Annotated in this window: 20 protein-coding genes; 6 read left to right on the plus strand and 14 right to left on the minus strand. The window is 56.8% G+C overall.

Going from position 1 to position 21,804, the window contains the following annotated elements; translation table 11 throughout:
• Positions 1-16 precede the first annotated feature (16 nt).
• Complete coding sequence (gene panD / locus QFI97_RS00650) at positions 17-397, plus strand: aspartate 1-decarboxylase (RefSeq protein ID WP_095103716.1); 381 nt, start codon at positions 17-19, stop codon at positions 395-397.
• Between the two features lie 35 nt (positions 398-432).
• Here the strand turns inward: panD and QFI97_RS00655 are convergent, their stop codons facing one another.
• From QFI97_RS00655 to QFI97_RS00670, 4 genes are all read right to left on the minus strand, one after another.
• Complete coding sequence (locus QFI97_RS00655) at positions 433-1,680, minus strand: polysaccharide deacetylase family protein (RefSeq protein ID WP_331834578.1); 1,248 nt, start codon at positions 1,678-1,680, stop codon at positions 433-435.
• Between the two features lie 63 nt (positions 1,681-1,743).
• Entirely contained in the window at positions 1,744-2,184 is a 441-nt protein-coding gene (locus QFI97_RS00660; RefSeq protein ID WP_095103721.1) for a PTS sugar transporter subunit IIA, read from the minus strand.
• A 120-nt stretch (positions 2,185-2,304) separates the two neighbouring features.
• Positions 2,305-3,075 (minus strand): ABC transporter permease, encoded by a 771-nt coding sequence (locus QFI97_RS00665; protein WP_045859825.1) that lies wholly within the window; start codon positions 3,073-3,075, stop codon positions 2,305-2,307.
• Positions 3,072-3,998 (minus strand): ABC transporter ATP-binding protein, encoded by a 927-nt coding sequence (locus tag QFI97_RS00670; RefSeq protein ID WP_095103723.1) that lies wholly within the window; start codon positions 3,996-3,998, stop codon positions 3,072-3,074. The genes QFI97_RS00665 and QFI97_RS00670 overlap by 4 nt, the downstream gene beginning before the upstream one ends.
• A gap of 106 nt (positions 3,999-4,104) precedes the next feature.
• Here QFI97_RS00670 and can point away from each other — a divergent pair, with 106 nt between their 5' ends.
• A complete protein-coding gene (gene can, locus QFI97_RS00675; RefSeq protein WP_045859826.1) occupies positions 4,105-4,767 on the plus strand; it encodes a carbonate dehydratase in 663 nt (220 codons plus the stop codon).
• A 100-nt stretch (positions 4,768-4,867) separates the two neighbouring features.
• Here the strand turns inward: can and hpt are convergent, their stop codons facing one another.
• Positions 4,868-5,404, minus strand: a complete 537-nt coding sequence (gene hpt / locus QFI97_RS00680; protein WP_346430390.1) for a hypoxanthine phosphoribosyltransferase — start codon at positions 5,402-5,404, stop codon at positions 4,868-4,870.
• A gap of 204 nt (positions 5,405-5,608) precedes the next feature.
• On the opposite strand from hpt, the gene QFI97_RS00690 reads away from it, so the two are divergent.
• Positions 5,609-7,999, plus strand: coding sequence for a glucose/quinate/shikimate family membrane-bound PQQ-dependent dehydrogenase (locus QFI97_RS00690; protein WP_095103724.1), 2,391 nt, complete (start codon positions 5,609-5,611; stop codon positions 7,997-7,999).
• Between the two features lie 95 nt (positions 8,000-8,094).
• Here QFI97_RS00690 and cueO read toward each other — a convergent pair whose 3' ends face one another.
• A complete protein-coding gene (cueO, locus tag QFI97_RS00695) occupies positions 8,095-9,687 on the minus strand; it encodes a multicopper oxidase CueO (protein WP_095103725.1) in 1,593 nt (530 codons plus the stop codon).
• A 144-nt stretch (positions 9,688-9,831) separates the two neighbouring features.
• Here cueO and QFI97_RS00700 point away from each other — a divergent pair, with 144 nt between their 5' ends.
• From QFI97_RS00700 to speD, 3 genes are all read left to right on the plus strand, one after another.
• Positions 9,832-10,179 carry a YacC family pilotin-like protein gene (locus QFI97_RS00700; protein ID WP_095104103.1) on the plus strand — a complete coding sequence of 116 codons (348 nt, stop codon included), beginning with the start codon at positions 9,832-9,834 and terminating at the stop codon, positions 10,177-10,179.
• A 179-nt stretch (positions 10,180-10,358) separates the two neighbouring features.
• Complete coding sequence (gene speE, locus QFI97_RS00705; protein WP_095103727.1) at positions 10,359-11,228, plus strand: polyamine aminopropyltransferase; 870 nt, start codon at positions 10,359-10,361, stop codon at positions 11,226-11,228.
• 14 nt (positions 11,229-11,242) lie between these two features.
• Complete coding sequence (gene speD, locus QFI97_RS00710; protein ID WP_095103728.1) at positions 11,243-12,037, plus strand: adenosylmethionine decarboxylase; 795 nt, start codon at positions 11,243-11,245, stop codon at positions 12,035-12,037.
• 37 nt (positions 12,038-12,074) lie between these two features.
• Here speD and QFI97_RS00715 read toward each other — a convergent pair whose 3' ends face one another.
• The 8 genes from QFI97_RS00715 to lpdA form a co-directional block, all read right to left on the minus strand.
• Positions 12,075-12,833, minus strand: a complete 759-nt coding sequence (locus tag QFI97_RS00715) for a DeoR/GlpR family DNA-binding transcription regulator (protein WP_346430391.1) — start codon at positions 12,831-12,833, stop codon at positions 12,075-12,077.
• Between the two features lie 127 nt (positions 12,834-12,960).
• On the minus strand, positions 12,961-13,974 hold the full coding sequence (locus QFI97_RS00720) for a D-threonate 4-phosphate dehydrogenase (RefSeq protein ID WP_346430472.1): 1,014 nt from the start codon (positions 13,972-13,974) through the stop codon (positions 12,961-12,963).
• Entirely contained in the window at positions 13,934-15,208 is a 1,275-nt protein-coding gene (dtnK, locus tag QFI97_RS00725; protein WP_095103732.1) for a D-threonate kinase, read from the minus strand. Before dtnK ends, QFI97_RS00720 begins: the two co-directional genes overlap by 41 nt.
• The gene (locus tag QFI97_RS00730; protein WP_095103733.1) at positions 15,205-16,167 is read right to left on the minus strand and encodes a 2-keto-3-deoxygluconate permease; all 963 of its coding nucleotides are present in this window, start codon (positions 16,165-16,167) and stop codon (positions 15,205-15,207) included. The genes dtnK and QFI97_RS00730 overlap by 4 nt, the downstream gene beginning before the upstream one ends.
• Positions 16,168-16,341: 174 nt before the next feature.
• A complete protein-coding gene (gene yacL, locus QFI97_RS00735; protein WP_095103735.1) occupies positions 16,342-16,704 on the minus strand; it encodes a protein YacL in 363 nt (120 codons plus the stop codon).
• 184 nt (positions 16,705-16,888) lie between these two features.
• Positions 16,889-19,486 carry a bifunctional aconitate hydratase 2/2-methylisocitrate dehydratase gene (gene acnB, locus QFI97_RS00740; RefSeq protein ID WP_346430392.1) on the minus strand — a complete coding sequence of 866 codons (2,598 nt, stop codon included), beginning with the start codon at positions 19,484-19,486 and terminating at the stop codon, positions 16,889-16,891.
• Positions 19,487-19,852: 366 nt separating this feature from the next.
• Positions 19,853-20,137, minus strand: a complete 285-nt coding sequence (locus QFI97_RS00745; protein WP_095103737.1) for a hypothetical protein — start codon at positions 20,135-20,137, stop codon at positions 19,853-19,855.
• 162 nt (positions 20,138-20,299) lie between these two features.
• Positions 20,300-21,724: a dihydrolipoyl dehydrogenase gene (gene lpdA / locus QFI97_RS00750; protein ID WP_095103739.1), complete on the minus strand. Its 1,425-nt coding sequence runs from the start codon at positions 21,722-21,724 to the stop codon at positions 20,300-20,302.
• Positions 21,725-21,804 lie beyond the last annotated feature (80 nt).

Raw genomic sequence — 21,804 nt, forward strand, 5'->3', positions numbered from 1 at the left:
AATAAAGGTAGACACTATGATTCGTAATATGCTGCAGGGCAAACTCCACCGCGTAAAAGTCACTCAGGCCGATCTGCACTATGAAGGCTCCTGCGCTATTGACCAGGATTTCCTTGATGCGTCCGGGATCCTCGAAAATGAGGCGATCCATCTCTGGAACGTGACTAACGGTAACCGCTTCACCACCTACGCCATCGCCGCCGAGCGCGGCTCCAGAATCATTTCCGTTAACGGCGCGGCGGCGCACTGCGCCAGCGTCGGCGATATTCTGATCATCGCCAGCTTCGTCACCATGAGCGATGAAGAAGCCCGCAGCTGGAGGCCAAAGGTCGCCTATTTTGAAGGCGACAACGAAATGAAGCGCCAGGCCAAAGCCATTCCGGTCCAGGTTGCCTGATGCCTTGCGACGCCCTGCTCAGGACGGGCGTCGAGCTATCCCTGCGGCTGGTTGCTGATCAGCCGCGACATCGTCTCCAGCGAATCCGTGCGCAGAATATAGAGCCGCTTCAATAAGAACGGATTATCCCCGGGTTTCACCTTCCCTCTCACCGTGGTCACCGCCATATGAAAACCGGCATCGTTCGCGGCTTTGACCGCCGTGGCGTTATAGCCGCCAAACGGATAGGAGAGATACAGCACGTGCGGATTAAACTGCGTCAAGGCGCGGCGCGAGTGCTCAAAATCAAACAGGATGTTGTGGTAGCTGCGGCTTAGCAGAATCGGATGATGCCAGGCATCAACCCGATGCAGAAAATGGGTATGCGACTGCACGTCAAAGACGTCCTGAATCTGCTTCAGCTCAGAAATACTCATAAACTGCAGCGATTTAGGCGCCCATTTCTGCGGATGGCGCTTAATGCGCGAGGAGATAATAAACGCCGTGGCGTGAAAGCCATACTGCCTGAGGATCGGCCAGGCGTAGCGGTTGACCGATTTCAGGCCGTCATCAAAGGTGATCGCCACCGCACGCGCCGGCAGGTTGATCTTATTGCGCACGTAGCCTTCCAGCTGATACATGGTCAGGGTGGTGTAGCCCTGGTCGCGCAGCCAGGTCATCTGGTTGCTGAAGGCGCGTACGGAGGTGGTGGTCGAGGTATGGCGAAAGCGGGTGTTCTCTTCATCACGCAGGATATGATGATAGGTGAGGATCGGAATGCCGTTATCCTGCTGGGCGTCCAGGCTACTGACCCACGCCAGGCGATTGCCGATACGAATTTGAAACCAGGTCTGATTCAGCCGATCTTTCAGCTTACTGATTATCGGATAGCGCAAATTATTGGCCAGCGTGCCGAACGGCGCGCTGCCGCTGGATGGCGCGTCGTAAACCGGGGTATCTTTCCAGGTGAGCAGGTTTTGATTACTCAGCGGCTTATGCAAATCGCCAAGGCTGTCCTCCACCCGCTGCTTACCCTGCACCGGCTGCAGATGGCCTTTATCGATAAAACCGGTACCAAAGCCGAAGCTAAATTCATAATAATCGGCGGCCGTCGGCACGACGGCAATAATTTGCCCGGCCCGGATATTACCGACGCTGACCACCTGATTGCCGATCTGCGCCCAGATAACCGCGTCTTCAGCGGTTTGCATATAGCGAGCAGGAACGCCCTGTTGGCTTAACAGGCTGGCAGAGGCGCTGAGCGACGTCAGCAGGAGGAGCAGAGCAAAGATTCGGGCAAACATCGACGTCTAACCGCTGGAAAGAAACTGCCGCCATTGTAACAAAAGCGGCATCAATACCAACGCCTAATTGCCGAACGCTTCATGCAGCAGGCGGAAAGGCGGATTCTTTTGCTGCTGGTGCCAGAGGCTGCTGACTACCGGGCCTCCGGCGCTGACTATCGCCTCGCGAAACGCTTCGCTGCTCAGGCTCTCGCGCAGAAGATACATTCTCTCTAACAATGGATAGTCGATTCCGGAGATCACTTCGCAGTGGGTATGCTTATGGCTCATTAGCGCCGCGACCCGATACGGCGCCGCACCGGTTTCATCGGTCAGAAAGATCGCGCCATCGCCGCTATCGGTTGCGTGCAGCGCGTCGCACATCATCCGGCTCAGCATATTGCTGCTGAGATTACGCCAGTAGTTCACCGCCCGACACTGCGTCAGCGGGCCATATTTTTTTTCCAGACGGTCCAGCAGTTCCTGCGCTTTATCGTCATGACAAGCAATTACCCAACCTAACATCGCCTACCTCCTTAGCAGGAGGCTAATTTAACAAGGGGAATGATTGATGTCGGTGATGGCAGTCAAGATTAGCGGATAGCGCTTCGCCTAATCGGTCAGCGAAGCGCCAAATATCGCCCGCTAGCTGCGCAGACCGCGTCCGCGCTGGATCAGAGACCAGCACAGCAGATAGAACGCGACGATAAATACCACCAGTACGCCAAAGGTGGTAATCAGCGGAACATCGTTGATGCCGAGGAAGCCATAACGGAAGCCGCTGATCATGTAGACGATCGGGTTAAGGTGCGACAGCGCCTGCCAGAACGGCGGCAGCAGGGTCAGAGAATAGAAGACCCCGCCGAGATAGGTCAGCGGCGTCAGCACGAAGGTCGGGATCAGGCTGATATCGTCGAAGGTTTTGGCAAATACCGCATTCAGCAGACCCGCCAGCGAGAAGAGGATGGCAGTCAGGATCAGCGTCAGCCCAACGAACAGCCAGGAGTGAACCTGGAACGGGACGAAGAACAGCGAGATCGCGGTGACGAGGATCCCCACAAACAGCCCGCGCGCCACGCCGCCGCCAACGTAGCCGATGATAACCACGTGCGTCGGCACCGGCGCCACCAGCAGCTCCTCAATATTACGCTGGAATTTAGCGCTGAAAAAAGAGGAGGCCACGTTGGCGTAGGCGTTAGTGATCACCGCCATCATAATCAGGCCCGGCACGATAAACTGCATATAGGTGAAGCCGTGCATTTCGCCGATGCGCGAGCCGATCAGGTTGCCAAAAATGACGAAATAGAGCGTCATGGTGATCACCGGCGGCACCAGCGTCTGGATCCAGATACGCATAAAACGGTGGATCTCTTTGGCCCAGATGCTTTTCAGCGCGACCCAGTACAGCTGCATCATGCTGATTCTCCTTTCCTGTCATGTACCAGCGTGACAAACAGCTCTTCCAGGCGGTTGGCTTTGTTACGCATGCTTAAAACCTGAACGCCCTGCGCGCTCAGCTGAGAAAATACGCTGTTGATCCCCTGCTCGCGCAGCACCTCAACTTCCAGGGTTGAGGTGTCCACCAGGCGATAATGATAGCCTTCGAGCACCGGCAGCGGGCTTTTCGGCGCCAGATCGAGAATAAAGGTTTCAGATTTAAGCTTCGCGAGCAGCGCTTTCATGGAAGTATTCTCCACCAGCTCTCCGCGCTGAATAATGCCGATATTGCGGCACAGCATCTCCGCCTCTTCCAGGTAGTGGGTGGTCAGGATAATGGTGGTGCCTTTATCGTTCAAATCCTTGAGGAAACCCCACATCGAGCGGCGAAGTTCGATATCCACGCCCGCCGTCGGCTCATCGAGGATCAGCAATTTCGGCTCGTGCATCAGCGCGCGGGCGATCATCAGCCGGCGCTTCATGCCGCCGGATAGCATCCGCGCACGCTCGCCGCGCTTTTCCCATAAATCGAGCTGTTTCAGGTATTTTTCACTGCGTATAACCGCTTCTTTACGCTCAACGCCGTAGTAGCCCGCCTGATTGACGACGATCTGCTGCACGGTTTCGAAGGGGTTAAAGTTAAATTCCTGCGGCACCAGGCCGAGCTGGCGCTTGGCGTTAACCACATCCTTCTGCAGGTCGTAGCCAAAGACGTTGACCTGACCTGAGGTTTTATTTACCAACGAGCTGATAATGCCAATCGTGGTGGATTTACCCGCGCCGTTAGGGCCCAGCAGCGCATAAAAGTCGCCTGCCTCAACCTGCAGATCGATCCCCCGCAGCGCCTGAACCCCGCCGGGGTAGGTTTTTGTAAGCTGTTTTAATTCCAGAGCAATGGTCATTAAATATCTCTTCTCGTGTCGTGACACGCGATGGGTTGTTTTAAAAAACGTGAGGTTAACCTATATTAGCGCAACGCACTTACCTGGTTATAGGCCGTGAACGTCCATGAACGATATAGATACACTCATCAGCAATAATGCACTATGGTCAAAAATGCTGGTGGAAGAAGATCCCGGTTTTTTTGCAACCTTGTCTCAGGCGCAAAAACCGCGCTTTCTGTGGATTGGATGTTCTGATAGCCGCGTACCCGCTGAACGGTTAACTGGCCTGGAGCCTGGCGAACTGTTTGTGCACCGCAACGTTGCCAATCTGGTGATTCACACCGACCTGAACTGTCTTTCAGTGGTGCAGTACGCCGTTGATGTGCTGGAGGTCGAACATATCATCATCTGCGGCCACTACGGCTGCGGCGGCGTGCAGGCGGCGATTGAAAACACCGAGCTGGGCCTGATCGACAACTGGCTGCTGCATATTCGCGATATCTGGTTTAAACACAGTTCGCTGCTGGGCGAGATGCCCGAAGAGCGTCGCCTTGATACGCTGTGCGAGCTGAACGTGATGGAGCAGGTCTATAACCTGGGTCACTCAACGATTATGCGCTCGGCGTGGAAACGCGGGCAGAAGGTGACGATCCACGGCTGGGCCTACGGTATCCACGACGGCCTGCTGCGCGATCTCGACGTTACCGCCGTCAGTCGCGAAACTCTCGAACAGCGCTACCGTCACGGAATTTCCAACCTCAAAATTAAGCACGTCAATCACAAGTAACTGACGCGCTTTCCGTATCCGGGCAGGCAGCCTGCACTGGACCGGATAAACCCGGCGGCACGCTGCTTAGCCGGGCACCGCAATATTGCTCACCTGCGCCCTACTCGTCCAGCACCACCACTTTGCCCACGTACGGCAGATGGCGATAGCGCTGGGCGTAATCAATACCGTAACCGACAACGAATTCGTCCGGGATAGCAAAGCCGACAAACTCAACCGGTACGCTCACTTCGCGACGGCTCGGCTTATCCAGCAGCGTACAGATGGCCAGCGATTTCGGCTCGCGCAGGCTGAGGATCTCACGCACCTTGGAGAGCGTGTTGCCGGAGTCGATGATGTCTTCCACGATCAGGACATCTTTACCGCGAATGTCTTCATCCAGATCCTTGAGGATTTTAACGTCGCGGGTCGTGGACATGCCGCTGCCGTAGCTGGAAGCGGTCATAAAATCGACTTCATGCGGCACCTGAACTTCGCGGCACAGGTCGGCCATAAACATAAATGAGCCGCGCAGCAGCCCCACCAGCACCATTTCGCTGCCGCTGTCTTTGTAGCATTCGTTGATTTGACGACCCAGTTCGGCGATACGTGCTTTGATCTCGGCTTCCGGGATCATCACTTCTACAGTATGTTTCATAAAACTAACCATTTGATTCTTAAGATAAATCATCAAGGCCGCTGCTCTCACATCGACGTTGACCGGCAAGCTGACCAGTATACCAGTAAAAAGAAATCTGCGGTGCAGGGAATAATAAAAGCCATTTTGTGATTCCGATCACACTTGTTAAATCCTATAATTAATTGCATCTAAAAAATTAACAAACAAAACGAGTAACCTTCTATGGCAGAAACAAAATCTCAACAATCACGGCGACTCGTGACGCTGACTGCTCTCTTTGCAGCGTTCTGTGGTCTCTATCTTTTAGTTGGCGGGGTATGGCTGGCGGCCATCGGCGGCTCCTGGTACTACCCGATTGCCGGTCTGGTTATGCTCGCCGTCACCGTTATGCTGCTGCGCGGTAAGCGTTCAGCGCTTTGGCTGTACGCCGCGCTGCTTCTCGCCACGATGATTTGGGGAGTCTGGGAGGTCGGCTTTGACTTCTGGGCGCTCACCCCGCGTAGCGATATCCTGGTATTCTTCGGCATCTGGCTGATTTTGCCCTTTGTCTGGCGCCGTCTGCCCGTCCCTTCCGCTGGTGCGGTCGCCGGGCTGGTTATCGCCCTGCTGATCAGCGGCGGGATCCTGACCTGGGCCGGATTTAACGATCCGCAGGAAGTGAACGGCACCCTGAGCGCCGACGCCACGCCTGCGGCCCCGATCTCCGCCGTTGCCGACGGCGACTGGCCGGCATATGGCCGTAACCAGGAGGGTCAACGCTATTCGCCGCTGAAGCAAATCAACGCCGATAACGTGAAGAACCTTAAGGAAGCCTGGGTGTTCCGCACCGGCGACCTGAAGCAGCCGAACGATCCGGGTGAGATCACTAACGAAGTGACGCCGATTAAAGTCGGCAACATGCTCTACCTGTGTACCGCCCATCAGCGTTTGTTCGCCCTGGACGCGGCGACCGGGAAAGAGAAGTGGCACTTCGATCCGCAGCTGAACGCGGACCCGTCCTTCCAGCACGTGACCTGCCGCGGCGTCTCTTACCACGAAGCCAAAGCCGACAGCGCGCCGGCTGACGTGGTCGCCAACTGTCCGCGCCGCATCATCCTGCCGGTCAACGATGGTCGCCTGTTCGCCATTAACGCCGACAACGGTCAGCTGTGCGAATCCTTTGCCAATAAAGGGATCCTCAACCTGCAGACCAATATGCCGGTGACCACTCCGGGAATGTACGAACCGACATCCCCGCCGATCGTCACCGATACCACTATTATCATTGCCGGCGCGGTGACCGATAACTTCTCCACCCGCGAGCCGTCGGGCGTCATTCGTGGTTTCGATGTCAATACCGGTAAGCTGCAGTGGGTGTTCGATCCGGGCGCCAAAGACCCGAACGCGATTCCCGATGACCAGCACCACTTTACGCTGAACTCACCTAACTCATGGGCGCCTGCGGCCTATGACGCGAAGCTGGATTTAATCTATCTGCCGATGGGCGTCACCACTCCGGATATTTGGGGCGGTAACCGTACGCCGGAGCAGGAGCGCTTCGCCAGCTCTATCGTCGCGCTGAACGCGACCACCGGTAAACTGGCATGGAGCTACCAGACCGTTCATCACGATCTGTGGGATATGGATATGCCGTCGCAGCCAACCCTCGCAGATATTGACGTCAACGGTAAGACCGTACCGGTTATCTACGCGCCGGCCAAAACCGGCAACATCTTCGTTCTGGACCGTCGTAACGGCGAGCTGGTTGTCCCGGCGCCGGAAAAACCGGTTCCGCAGGGCGCGGCGAAAGGCGATTACGTTACGAAAACGCAGCCGTTCTCCGACCTGAGCTTCCGTCCGAAGAAAGATTTGACCGGTGCGGATATGTGGGGCGCCACCATGTTCGACCAGCTGGTGTGCCGCGTTATCTTCCACCAGCTGCGCTATGAAGGCATCTTCACCCCGCCGTCTGAGCAAGGTACGCTGGTATTCCCGGGTAACCTCGGGATGTTCGAATGGGGCGGTATCTCCGTCGATCCGAACCGTCAGGTGGCGATTGCCAACCCGATGGCGCTGCCGTTCGTCTCTAAGCTGATCCCACGCGGCCCGGGCAACCCAATGGAGCCGCCAAAAGATGCTAAAGGTTCCGGTACCGAGTCCGGCGTTCAGCCGCAGTATGGCGTGCCGTTTGGCGTAACCCTTAACGCGTTCCTGTCACCGTTTGGCCTGCCGTGCAAACAGCCGGCCTGGGGCTATATCTCCGCGCTGGATCTGAAGACCAACGAAGTGGTGTGGAAAAAACGCATCGGGACGCCGCAGGACAGCCTGCCGTTCCCGATGCCTGTCCAGCTGCCGTTTAATCTCGGGATGCCAATGCTGGGCGGCCCAATCTCCACGGCGGGTAACGTGCTGTTTATTGGCGCCACCGCGGATAACTACCTGCGCGCATACAATATGAGCAACGGTGAGAAGCTGTGGCAGGCCCGCCTGCCGGCGGGTGGCCAGGCGACGCCGATGACCTACGAGGTTGATGGCAAGCAGTATGTTGTCATCTCCGCCGGCGGTCACGGTTCGTTCGGGACCAAAATGGGCGACTACATCGTCGCTTACGCCCTGCCGGATGAGGCGAAATAACCGCTGAAGTCAAAGAGCAAAAGGCCCGGTGAGAACCGGGCCTTTTCTTTTGCGGTTTTGCAGGATAGCCTGCGGAGCCAGGCCCTGCGGCCGGGCTAGACCGTAAAGCCGAGCATCATGCCGGTATCCTCATGCTCCAGCAGATGGCAGTGCGCCATATAGGCAAACTCCTTCGGCGCGTCGTGCTCGAACTTCACCAGCACCTCGCTGACGCCGCCATCGACCCGCACGGTATCTTTCCATCCCGTTCGATGCGCGGCGGGCGGCTGGCCGTTTTCCGACAGAATACGGAACTGGGTTCCGTGGATATGGAACGGGTGCAGCATCATGTCGCCTTTGCCGGAAATCACCCAGCGCTCATACTGCCCCTTCGCCGCGGCAAACATCGGCACGTCCATGTCAAAAGCTTTGCCATTGATACGATTGGCGTTATGGAAGTCGAACGCGTTGCCGCCGTGGTTCATCTGCCCCATACCCGCGTGGTCCATTTTACCCATCTCGCCGTGGTTCATATTTCCCATGCCGCCGCTATCCATCATGCTGCCGTGGTGCATGCCTGACATCGCCCCATCGCCGTACTTTTTCGTCAGCGCCTGCATTCCCATCATATCCAGCATCGGGTCCATCGACAGCTGCAGCGTGCGTTGGGTCAGGCCTGCCAGCGGCGGCAGCCCGGGCAGCGCCGCCAGCGCATCCGGCAGCTGGCCGGATGCCTGAATCGTCAACGGCTGGACGTGCAGCACCGGCTGCGGCTTATCGAACGGCGCAATCGCCATTCCCATCTGGCTGACCGGCAGCGTGATCAGATCGAAGGCTTTACCGTCGCTGGTATCCACCAGCACTTCAAAGCGTTCCCCCATCAATATCGGCAGCTCGCTCACTTTGACCGGCTCGGCAAGCAGCCCGCCGTCGCTGGCCACCACGTACATCGGCCGGCCATCGCTGGCGGCGAAATTCAGCGAGCGGGCGTTGCAGCCGTTAAGCAGGCGCAGACGCAGCCAGCCGCGCGGGGCGGCGTGCTCGGGATAGAGCGCCCCGTTGGTCAGCAGCGTATCGCCAAACCAGCCGACGGCGGCGCTGATGATATCAAGCTGATAGTCAATTTCGCCGGCGGCGGTGAAGCGCTTATCCTGCACGATCACCGGCACATCATCGATCCCCCACTGCTTCGGCAGCAGCAGGCGCTCGCTCTCCTCATCGGAAATCAGCACCAGACCCGCCAGGCCCATCGCAACCTGGCGTCCGGTTTTACCATGCTGATGCGGATGGAACCAGCAGGTGGCGGCCCGCTGCGTCGGCGTGAAGCTCACGCTGCGGGAAGCCCCCGGCGCAATGACTCCCTGCGGCCCGCCGTCAACCTCGCCGGGGACCTCCAGCCCGTGCCAGTGCACGGTGGTCTCTTCGGTCAGGCGGTTATGAATATCAACGGTTACCGCCTGCCCTTTTTTGAGGCGCAGCGCAGGGCCCAGCAGATTGCCGTTATAGCCCCAGGTGGTCGCGCTGTGAGGACCAAACTGCGTTTTCCCGGCCTGGATGGTTAACGTGATGCGATTACGCGCGTCGGCGGCGAGCAGGTCTGGTATCGGCAATGCCGGACGAGCGGCGGCAAACGCCGGGCGGCTCCAGAGCGGAAGCGCGCTGAATGCGCCAAGCGCGGCGGTTAATTTGATAAATTCACGACGTTGCATTTCACATCCTTTTATTCTGCTGGTGAACTTTTGAGCTTAAACCCTCCAGCAACGGGAAGGTCAAGCAGAAGAGTAAGAATAAAGCTCGGCGTCATGTAAAGAAGTATGCTAACTTTGTTCGTCCGTGATTCAATGGTAAACAAAATGAAGACGCTTTGCAGAACACTAGTGCTCGGCAGCCTGCTTGCACTATCCGCCAATAGCTACGCGTTAAGCGAGTCGGAAGCGGAAGATATGGCTGATTTAACAGCGGTATTTGTTTTTCTGAAAAACGACTGCGGTTACCAGAACCTGCCTAATACCCAGATCCGTCGCGCGCTGGTCTTCTTTGCTCAACAGAATCAATGGGATCTGAGCAACTACGACAGCTTTAATATGAAAGCGCTCGGCGAAGACAGCTACCGCGATCTCAGCGGCATCAAGATTTCGACCCCAAAAAAATGTAAGGCGCTGGCGCGCGATTCCCTAAGCCTGCTGGCTTACGTTAAATAACGTCGTTAAATAAGCCCGCCGCCAAAAAATATCCGCCCGCTATCGCCTCTATTTTCAGGCGTATTTGCCCGCGCGCGCATGGCTGAAATATCCGCCGTGCATCCTCATCTATAGTTGGCTATGATGTTGCGCTCGTTTTTTACGGGTGTAACAGATGTTAACAAAGGAGGAATCAACCCGTGGCCGATAGCAACCTGTGGCATGAAACACTGCACGACCATTTTGGTCAGTATTTTACCGTTGATAACGTGCTGTATCACGAGAAGACCGATCATCAGGATTTGATCATTTTTGAGAACGCCGCTTTTGGCCGCGTGATGGCGCTGGACGGCGTGGTGCAAACCACCGAGCGCGATGAGTTTATCTATCATGAAATGATGACCCACGTGCCGCTGCTGGCCCACGGCCAGGCGAAGCACGTGCTGATTATCGGCGGCGGCGATGGCGCAATGCTGCGCGAAGTCTCCCGTCATCCCCATATCGAAACTATCACCATGGTTGAGATAGACGCGGGCGTAGTCTCTTTCTGCCGCCAGTACCTGCCAAACCACAATGCCGGCGCCTACGACGATCCGCGCTTTACGCTGGTTATTGATGACGGCGTCAATTTTGTTAACCAGACGACGCAAACGTTTGACGTCATCATCTCCGACTGCACCGACCCAATTGGTCCCGGCGAAAGCCTGTTCACCTCAGCGTTCTATGCGGGCTGTAAGCGCTGCCTGAACCCCGGCGGAATTTTCGTCGCCCAGAACGGCGTGAGCTTTCTGCAGCAGGACGAAGCCGTCGACAGCCACCGCAAGCTGAGCCACTATTTCAGCGACGTCAGCTTCTATCAGGCGGCGGTACCCACCTATTACGGCGGCATTATGACCTTCGCCTGGGCGACGGATAACGACGCGCTGCGCCATCTTTCCGGCGAAATTATCCAGGCACGCTTTCACAAAGCAAACCTGAAGTGCCGTTATTACAACCCGGCAATTCATACGGCGGCATTCGCCCTACCGCAATATCTGCAGGATGCGCTGTCCGTCAGCGATCTTAAGTAAGGGGGTGAACTAAATTGAAAAAACTGAAGCTGCACGGCTTTAACAACCTGACCAAGAGCCTGAGTTTTTGCATTTACGATATCTGCTATGCCAAAACGGCGGCAGAGCGCGACGGCTATATCGCCTATATCGATGAACTCTATAACGCCAACCGCCTGACCGAGATTTTGTCCGAGACGTGCTCGATAATCGGCGCCAACATCCTGAATATCGCGCGCCAGGATTATGAGCCGCAGGGCGCCAGCGTCACCATTCTGGTCAGCGAAGAACCGATTGACCCGCAGCTTATCGATCAAAGCGAGCATCCGGGCCCGCTGCCGGAAACCGTCGTCGCCCATCTTGATAAAAGCCATATCTGCGTCCACACCTACCCGGAAAGCCATCCCGAGGGTGGGCTCTGTACCTTCCGCGCCGATATTGAAGTGTCAACCTGCGGCGTTATTTCGCCGCTGAAGGCGCTGAACTACCTTATTCACCAGCTGGAGTCCGATATCGTCACCATTGACTACCGCGTTCGCGGCTTTACGCGTGATATCAACGGGATGAAGCACTTTATCGATCACGAGATTAACTCAATACAGAACTTTATGTCCGACGACATCAAGGCGCTGTATGACATGGTGGACGTCAACGTGTACCAGGAAAATATCTTCCACAGCAAGATGCTGCTGAAGGAGTTCGACCTGAAGCACTACATGTTCCATACCCGGCCGGAAGATTTAAGCGAAGAGGAGCGCAGGGTCATTACCGACCTGCTGTGGAAAGAGATGCGCGAGATTTACTACGCCCGCAACATTCCGCATATCTAAGAGACGCAGGCAGGGCCGCGGCGGCGGCGCTGCCTGGTTATGCCAGGTGAAGCTGGCACGGCAGGTTGGCGAGCGCCTCCTGTGCCTGGGTCGCCAGGCCGCGATCGGTGACGATATCCGTCAGGCTGGCAAGCGGGGTGACGCAAAACAGCGACCAGGAGCCATACTTGCTGCTGTCCGCTAACAGCACCCGGCGGCTCGCATTCAGCGCCAGATCCTGCTTGAGCCCGGCCTTCTCTTCCGTGGGAGTGGTAATTCCCTTCTCCAGGCTCCACGAATTACAGCTAATAAATGCGATATCCGGGTAGATACCGCGCAGCAGCTTACGACCGTGATCGCCAATGCACGACTGGCTGCTGTCATCGATGCGACCGCCGATAATGGTCACCTCTATCTGCTTAAACTCCGAGAGAAACAGGGCGATGCGTAAATCGGATGTAATCACGCGCAGCGGCAGCGAAGTCAGGTTACGCGCCAGCTCCAGCATCGTCGTCCCGGCATCCAGCACGACCGAATCACCGGCTTTAATCATCGACAGGGCGAGCTGGGCAATCGCGCTCTTTTCCTGGGGATGCAGCAGCTGCTTTTCATTCGTCGTCGGCTGAGCAGGGATAAAGCGGTTAAGCGCCACGCCGCCGTGGCTGCGATTAATCACGCCCTGCTCATCCAGCTTAATCAGATCGCGTCGTATGGTCGCGGGGGAAGCGTCAATAGCGGTAACCAGTTGTTCAACGGTGACCAGATTATGGCCTTTCAGATAGTCCAGAATCTGGTCTAATCGATTTTGTGACTTCATATACCTTTCATCTTTCACGTTGCGAGCCGATAGCCACGCCAGCGCTTAACCGGCGCGGGTAACCGCCTCAGGCACCGCGGACTGCCGCCTGGTGCAACCTGAATGAATCCGGATAACGATCTATAAATTAAGCAAGCTGACTGGCTAGCTGGATAGAGATCGCCATGCTCTCAGACTTAGCTTTACCTGTCCAGGCAATATCAAACGCGGTGCCGTGATCCGCTGAGGTGCGGATAAACGGCAGCCCGGCCGTGATATTGACGCCATCATAGAAGCCAAGCAGCTTCAACGGAATATGCCCCTGATCGTGGTACATCGCCACCACCATATCGTACTGCCCTTCCCAGGCCTGCAGAAAGACGGTATCCGGCGGGCAAGGGCCATAAACGGCCACTCCCCGCTGCTGCATCTGCGCTATCGCCGGGCCGACAATATTAATCTCCTCATCGCCAAAAAGACCGTTTTCACCGGCATGAGGATTAACGCCGGCTACCGCGATACGCGGAGAGCTGAACCCCACGCGCCTTAGGAAAGTGTCGGCGAGCGAGATCACCGTTTTGATACGCTCGCCGTTCAGGGTATCGAGGAATTTACGCAGCGCAATATGCGTCGAAACGTGTATGACCTTCAGCTTGTCGGTATACAGCACCATCGCATAATCGCGACTGTCCGTCAGCCGGGCCAGCAGCTCCGTATGGCCCGGATACATGTGCCCCGCCAGATGAAGCGCCTCTTTATTCAGCGGCGCGGTCGCGATGGCGGAGACCTCTCCCGCCAGCGCCATTTCGGTGGCCCGCTTAACGCAGCGGTAAGCCAGGTCGCCGGCCTGCGCCTGCACTTTTCCCGGTATGAGCATGGCAGGCTCTTTCAGGGGTTCGTCAATGACGTTAACGATCCCCGGCGCAAAGCGCGCCTGGGAAACCTGCTTTATCGGGCGTAATTCTACGAGCGGGGTGACGCCGGACGCCTGCAGACGCTGTAGCGTCTGTAAACATCCCACCACGACTGCCGGCGTGCCGGAAAGCTCGCCTTCGGCCAGAGATTTGATAATGATTTCGGGCCCGATGCCTGCCGGGTCGCCCATCGTGACGGCAATTACGTTATTTGTCACTGTACATCTCCTCAATAAAATAAAGTGCATCCCGAAGCGTGGCTTCACCGCCAAATCCGCCGGCTTTGGTGATCACCGGCAGATCGTCAATTTCGCTGTTAACCAGCGTTCCGCAGGGCACGCAGGGCGCCACCTCGCTGTCGATGCGATAACCCTCAGCGCCGAGCGCTCTCGCCACGGCGATAGCAATATCTCCGCCCGTGAGGAACAGCCCCCCGATTTGCGCTCGGTTGATGATGGCGAGCGTGATATCGCCTAGCGCTGAGCTAATGCTGTCTCCTAGCTGCTGGCGTGAAAGCTGGTAGCGTTCGCACAGCGTCTCAATCATCCCGCGCGCATCGGCGTCGCGGCTGGTTCTCAGCACACAATGCTGGCGATCGCGCAAAACGGCAGTGGACTGGTGGACGATCTTTTCCTTCATGCTATCGCTGTCCGTTTGCAGCAGCGCCTCGACATCAATATCCACAATCCCCAGCGCTCTCTCTTTCGCCGCAAACACAATTTGCTGCCGGGTCGCTTCACTCATCGAACCGGCGACTACCAGCACCGGCAGCTGCTGCCGTGGGCTGAGATAGCAGCCTGCCGGCAGCGCGTTAGCAAAACCCGCCGCGCCAACGAGCAGGTAACGGTCGTGGAGCCCGGCCACCGCCTGGGCCAGCAGGGCTAAATCGCCATCATTTTCGGCATCAACGACCACAATCCCACCATCGCTCTCGCCTAAGCGCTGGAGTTCGGCGCCTGAGCCACCGCCACGTACCGTCGCCAGATCCAGCTCATAAACCGGGCAGGCGGTCTGCAATTCAAGCAATGTCTTGATATGAGAAGAAATAATCGGTGTTTTTGGATCGCTGGCAAATTCTGTTTCGACGAGCGGTACGCCGTGTACCAGACACTGTCCGTTCATCGTCACCCTACCCGCCGCAGGGATCGCTGCCGCCACGATGGCCAGCCTGGCCCCGCAGGCCTGCATTGCCGCTTCGACCTCCGCGCCGACGTTACCGCGGAACGTCGAGTCTATCTTTTTGTATACCAGCGGCGGGTTATCCCGCTCGCGAAACCAGGGCGCGACGGCCGCCCTCACCTTCTCTGCCGCCTCAGCCGGCGCCAACGCCCTGCTTTCGGTATTTATCACCAGGACATCAGCCTTACGTGACGCTTGCTGTCGTTCATCGAGCATGACCTCAGTGCGCGCGCCCTTTTTGGCCAGCTGGACCCCTGTATCATTTGCTCCGGTAAAATCATCTGCGATAACAATCATCTTCATTGCGGTTTCTCCCCGAGGGCGATCTTCGCCTGCTGCTGGTTACGCTTCGCCACCCACGACGTCAGCGCTGGCGTTAAGAGGGCGGTCACAATCACCGACGTGGCCACCAGCGGCGTCGCCACCGCCACGATCGCGCCCAGCGCAGGGTCCGCCTGTGCAATCGCCATCGGCGTGGCGACGGCGTTACCAGCGGTGCTGGAAGCCGCTGCGCCGGCAATACCGGTCCCGCCCAGCAGGCGATCGACTTTAATATTGAAGAAACCGCCCACCAGGGTGGTCAGCGCGCCCAGCAGGATCCCGGCAAGCCCGCCCTTCAACAGCATGGACAGGTCGATTCCGGCGCCTAGCGCAAAAGCAAAGAATGGGATCAGCAGCGGGCCGCCTTTAGTGAGGAATTCGCGCATCTGCGCATCCAGATTGCCGAGCAGCATGCCGATAAGCATGGGGATCAGCACCACCACGATCGACATCAGCGGAATATTAGCCATACCCGCCGCGCCCAGAGCGATCATCGTCAGTATCGGGCCGTCGCTCAGCGACATCAGCGGCGTTGCCCCCACCTCATTCTCGCTGCCAAACTCGCCGGCCAGAGCGGCGTACAGGCCGCCGTTAGTGTTGCTCATCGCGGCAATAATGGCGACGGAGGAGAGTCCCCACAGACCGTCGACGCCAAAAAACGTCTCGACGGTAAATCCAAGCGCTACCGCCACAACGAACTTAGTGAAGGTAATACCGCCGCCAATCAACAGAGATTTAGGGGCGGCTTTTATATGGATACCCGCCCCCATGCAGAGTAAAAACGCCCCGATAAGCGGCGCGGCGCCGTTCTTAAATAATGCCGTGGTAAAGCCCCCCACCTGCAGCGCCTCGGGGGCGAAGGTATTGAGCATAGCCCCCAGCACAAGCGGGACGACCATCATCCCTCCGGGGATTTTTTCTATTGTCGCTTTAATTTTCATACCGCCCTCCGAATTGATTTAATATAATCACATATGATTATATTAAATCAATAAAAAGAAAAATAAGGGTCAGATCGCAGTTCCGGGTCAACGTTAAGCCGTTTAATGATTATTTGATTAAATGTAATCAAGGAGGAGAGTGCGGGCAGCGCCAAAAAGAGCGCTGCCGGGGGGTTAGCGGTCTTGTAAGAAGCGACGGTAGGCGGCAACGACCTGCAAAAAGTCTTCGACGCCGCAGAGGGAGAAGCTCTCCTCGTCGTAGTAGCTCATCCCTTCTTCAATTTCATCGCCGGAGATTTCCAGCTGGTTAGCGCGGATCATCACCTCTTCGCCGTCTAACCATAACGTGTACTCATGCCCGGCACGCTGCCAGGAGCGCTCGCTGCCTTTTACGGTACGCGCGGCCTGTTCCACTTCGTCCAGCAGGGCGAGATTATCCTTCACCTCTTCATTAAACCAGTGCCCCACCACCTCGTGGCCCATCGCCATCCGCACCTTTACCACTCCGGTAATATCGCGCAGAAATTCGTAATCCATAGTCTCTTCCTCTGCAAGGGCAATGCGTCACGCTGCACTGTACCCATAGCGTAATTATCGCAGTACCGGGGAAGAAAAAAAGCCGGGCGGATGAAGGATTGGAAATAAAAATGCCCGGTGATGCAATGTTCACCGGGCACTGGAGAGTTTACAGGCAATTCGTCAGGCGGGCTGACGCGTCACCTTACACCGCCGTCTGGAAAATAACCCCATCCGCTTTATCAGTGTACTGATCCAGCTGGTTGAAGTTCAGGTAGCGGTAGGTATCCGCCGCCGTCTGATCGACCTGCGCAACGAAGGTCTGGTACTCTTCCGGCGTCGGCAGCTTGCCGAGCAGTGAAGCCACGGCCGCCAGCTCAGCAGAAGCCAGGTAGACGTTCGCGCCGGTCCCCAAACGGTTCGGGAAGTTACGGGTTGAGGTAGAAACCACCGTCGCACCGTCGGCTACGCGCGCCTGGTTACCCATGCACAGGGAGCAGCCCGGGATTTCGATACGCGCGCCGCTCTTACCAAATACGCTGTAGTAACCTTCTTCGGTCAGCTGAGCCGCATCCATGCGGGTTGGCGGAGCCACCCACAGGCGGGTCGGCAGCTGGCCTTTATGGCTATCCAGCAGCTTACCTGCCGCGCGGAAGTGGCCGATGTTGGTCATACAGGAGCCGATAAAGACTTCGTCGATCTTCTCCCCCTGAACGTCGGACAGCAGACGAGCATCGTCCGGATCGTTCGGCGCGCAGAGGATCGGCTCTTTGATATCCGCCAGGTCGATGTCGATAACCGCGGCATATTCCGCATCCGCATCGGCTTCAAGCAGCTGAGGGTCCGCCAGCCATTTTTCCATCCCCTGAACGCGACGCTCCAGGGTACGGCGATCGCCGTAACCTTCGGCAATCATCCACTTCAGCAGAACGATGTTGGAGTTCAGATACTCAACGATCGGCTCCTGGCTCAGCTTGATGGTACAACCGGCTGCAGAACGCTCAGCGGAGGCGTCGGTCAGCTCAAACGCCTGCTCAACCTTCAGGTCCGGCAGGCCTTCGATTTCCAGAATGCGTCCGGAGAAGATGTTTTTCTTACCTTTCTTCTCAACGGTCAGCAGGCCCTGCTTGATAGCGTACAGCGGGATGGCGTGAACCAGATCGCGCAGAGTGATCCCCGGCTGCATTTTACCTTTGAAGCGGACCAGTACGGATTCCGGCATATCCAGCGGCATCACGCCGGTTGCGGCGGCAAACGCCACCAGACCAGAGCCCGCCGGGAAGGAGATACCGATCGGGAAACGGGTGTGGGAGTCACCGCCGGTACCGACGGTATCCGGCAGCAGCATACGGTTCAGCCAGGAGTGGATAACGCCATCACCCGGACGCAGGGAGACGCCGCCGCGGTTCATAATGAAGTCCGGCAGAGTATGGTGCGTGGTCACGTCGACCGGCTTCGGATAGGCCGCGGTATGGCAGAAGGACTGCATCACCAGGTCGGCGGAGAAGCCGAGGCACGCCAGGTCTTTCAGCTCATCGCGGGTCATCGGACCGGTGGTATCCTGGGAGCCAACGGAGGTCATCTTCGGCTCGCAGTAGGCGCCAGGACGAACACCGGCTACGCCGCAGGCGCGGCCAACCATTTTTTGCGCCAGCGAGAAGCCGCTGGTGCTTTCGGCAACGTCTTTCGCGTGACGGAAAACGTCGCTATGCGGCAGGCCCAGCGCATCACGCGCGCGGGTAGTCAGGCCACGGCCGATAATCAGCGGAATACGGCCACCGGCGCGGACTTCATCGATCAGCACGTCGGTCTTCAGCTCGAAGGTCGCCAGCAGTTCGTTGGTTTCGTGATGACGCACTTCACCTTTGAACGGGTAAACGTCGATAACGTCGCCCATGTTCAGGTCGTTGACGTCAACTTCAATCGGCAGCGCGCCCGCATCTTCCATAGTGTTGAAGAAAATAGGGGCGATTTTTCCGCCGAGAACCAGGCCACCGCCGCGCTTGTTCGGCACGTTCGGGATATCGTCGCCCATAAACCACAGCACCGAGTTGGTGGCGGATTTACGCGAAGAGCCGGTACCGACAACGTCGCCAACGTAGGCCAGAGGGAAACCTTTTTTCTGCAGCGCTTCAATTTGCTTGATCGGGCCAACCGAGCCCGGCTGATCCGGTTCGATACCTTCACGGGCGTTTTTCAGCATCGCCAGCGCGTGCAGCGGGATATCCGGGCGGGACCAGGCGTCCGGCGCCGGGGAGAGGTCATCGGTGTTGGTTTCACCGGTAACTTTGAAAACGGTCACGGTGATTTTTTCCGCCAGCGGCGGGCGGCTCAGGAACCACTCGCCGTCGGCCCAGGATTGCATCACCTGTTTAGCGTATTCATTACCTGCTTTCGCTTTCTCTTCTACATCATAGAAGTTATCAAACATCAGCAGCGTATGGGACAGCGCTTTCGCGGCAATCGGAGCCAGTTTAGCATCGTCCAGCGCGTCAATCAGCGGATGAATGTTGTAACCGCCCTGCATGGTGCCCAGCAGTTCGACGGCTTTTTCAGGGCTAACCAGTGGGGAGGTCGCTTCACCTTTGGTGATGGCGGCAAGGAATCCGGCTTTAACGTAGGCGGCTTCGTCGACGCCCGGCGGTACGCGGTTAATTAACAGGTCTAACAGGAATTCTTCTTCACCCGCTGGCGGGTTTTTCAGCAGTTCTACCAGCGCGGCCATTTGGGTTGCATCTAAGGGTTTGGCAACAATCCCAACGGCTGCACGCTCAGCTACGTGCTTACGGTATTCTTCTAGCACGACGGTTCTCCTCGCTCTCATTGTAAAATGCGGCAGGCGATTCTCTTCACGCTCCTGTGAGACAGCAGTTTGTAGGGTAAATGCCCGATACCGCGTCGGCAGCATAGCAGGATTTTAGGGAGGTGTTAATCTGTTTACAAAAAAGCAACATTAAAAATTAGCTGAATCGTTAAGGGCAGGATTTTGCAGTCTTTACACCGGTTTCCCGGTATATAAATTTCACGCCGCTGCCGCCGGCTGGGCAATATTCCGGCAAAATCAGCCGCCTCATCCCGTCGTGCGGCTGGCGCGCCCTTTCAGGGGAAAAGGCATAAAACATGCCCGGCGCCTCATCCTGTGCCGGGCATCTGAGAAGCTGAAGCGATTTTAGCCCTGATGCGGCATCAGCTGCGGATAGCCGCTAAATGCCGGCTTAGTGCTGCTCAACGCAGCTTCATCACTCTGGATGCTGCCCGAGTTCGCCGCCCATACGCCTTCACTCGTTTTGCTGATCTGCTGGTGCTGCGTATTCAGGTTCTGCCCCATAGCGGCGATATGCGTATTTTCCGTGCCGCCGCTGTTGTCAGCCCACGGAATGGAAGGATCGGCGGCACAGGCCATACCGGATGCCAGCGTTGCGGCTAACAACGTCGTTGTTAAAAAGCGTTTCATAACCCACCCCACTAATAATTAACCAGCTATAAGTTTACTTCGTAATTATTGTCAAAGTATCTATAACCTGTAGCAGGTTATGAACGCAGACACAGTTCTAAACATCAGGCATAAAAAAAGCGGCTCACAGAGCCGCTTATGCTTTTTGCCGGAAAGAAAAACTTACTTTTTCTTCGCTTTCGCGTTCGGCAGGTCGGTGATGCTACCTTCGAAGACTTCTGCCGCCAGGCCAACGGACTCGTGCAGAGTCGGGTGCGCGTGGATGGTCAGAGCGATGTCTTCTGCGTCACAGCCCATTTCGATAGCCAGACCGATCTCACCCAGCAGCTCGCCGCCGTTGGTGCCGACGATCGCGCCGCCGATAACACGGTGGGTCTCTTTGTCGAAGATCAGTTTAGTCATACCGTCTGCACAATCGGAAGCGATCGCACGGCCGGATGCTGCCCACGGGAAGGTGGCGGTTTCGTAGCTGATGCCTTTTTCTTTCGCTTCTTTCTCGGTCAGACCAACCCAGGCAACTTCTGGTTCGGTATAGGCGATTGACGGGATCACTTTCGGGTCGAAGTAGTGCTTCAGGCCAGAAATAACTTCTGCGGCAACGTGACCTTCGTGAACGCCTTTGTGCGCCAGCATCGGCTGACCCACGATATCGCCGATAGCGAAGATGTGCGGTACGTTGGTACGCAGCTGCTTATCAACGCGGATAAAGCCGCGGTCGTCAACTTCAACGCCGGCTTTGCCTGCATCGAGGTTTTTACCGTTCGGCACGCGGCCGATAGCCACCAGCACGGCGTCGTAACGCTGCGCTTCAGCCGGCGCTTTTTTGCCTTCCATGGAAACATAGATACCGTCTTCTTTTGCTTCAACGGCGGTCACTTTCGTTTCCAGCATCAGGTTGAACTTCTTGCTGATGCGTTTAGTGAAGACTTTCACCACGTCTTTATCGGCAGCCGGGATAACCTGGTCGAACATTTCAACCACGTCAATCTCTGAACCCAGCGCATGGTAAACGGTACCCATTTCCAGACCGATGATACCGCCACCCATAACCAGCAGGCGCTTCGGTACGGATTTCAGTTCGAGGGCGTCGGTGGAGTCCCATACGCGCGGATCTTCATGCGGAATGAACGGCAGTTCGATCGGACGGGAACCCGCCGCGATGATCGCGTTGTCGAAGTTGATAACGGTTTTGCCGTTTTCGCCTTCAACTTCCAGGGTGTTAGCCCCGGTAAATTTACCCAGACCGTTTACCACTTTCACTTTACGGCCTTTGGCCATACCGGCCAGACCGCCGGTCAGTTGGGTGATAACTTTCTCTTTCCAGGTACGAATTTTGTCGATATCGGTTTTCGGCTCGCCGAAAACAATGCCGTGTTCGGCCAGAGCTTTCGCTTCTTCGATAACTTTAGCGACGTGCAGCAGTGCTTTAGAAGGGATACAGCCGACGTTCAGACAAACACCGCCCAGGGTGCTGTAACGTTCGACGATGACGGTTTCCAGACCTAAGTCAGCGCAACGGAAGGCAGCAGAATAACCTGCGGGACCAGCCCCAAGTACCACGACCTGAGTTTTGATTTCAGTACTCATCATGACCTCTGTAGTTAGTATCCGGCGGTCATACCCGTCGTCTTTCAGGCCGCAACGGCGTTAGCTTCACGCCTTCACCC

This window comes from Klebsiella scottii (assembly GCF_036561945.1).
Classification (GTDB): Bacteria; Pseudomonadota; Gammaproteobacteria; order Enterobacterales; family Enterobacteriaceae; genus Klebsiella; species Klebsiella scottii.